The organism is Bacillus cereus group sp. N24, assembly GCF_016483345.1.
Classification (GTDB): domain Bacteria; phylum Bacillota; class Bacilli; order Bacillales; family Bacillaceae_G; genus Bacillus_A; species Bacillus_A toyonensis.
Window position 1 is genome coordinate 1 of record NZ_JAEHCA010000125.1, and the last position, 302, is coordinate 302.

Genomic DNA, 302 nt, shown 5'->3' on the forward strand with positions numbered 1-302 from the left:
GTTTGGCCTACTTTTGTATTTGTGATGTCATAACCATTTACTTTTGGTTCATATCCAGCTATTGGCTGTTCTTTTACTTCATACTTGTACGCTATTCCATTCGCATCGTATGCTTGTAGCTTTTCAAACGTATACTTCCATTCTGTTGCCGCTGTTACTTCTTTTGTATCTACTATTTTACCGTTTTGTAGTAAGTCTACTTTGATCAAGCTTGGACGATCTGTTGCGTTATCGTCTTTCCATGTTTTCGTTCCTTCTACTTTTGTTTCGCCTACTTTTGTATTTGTGATGTCATAACCGTG

Annotated in this window: 1 protein-coding gene; it reads right to left on the reverse strand. The window is 37.1% G+C overall.

The genetic code is table 11. The features are described 5' to 3' along the window. Positions 1-302: Cna B-type domain-containing protein (locus JDS95_RS30690; protein ID WP_206773961.1), on the reverse strand; the 302-nt coding region annotated here is incomplete at both ends.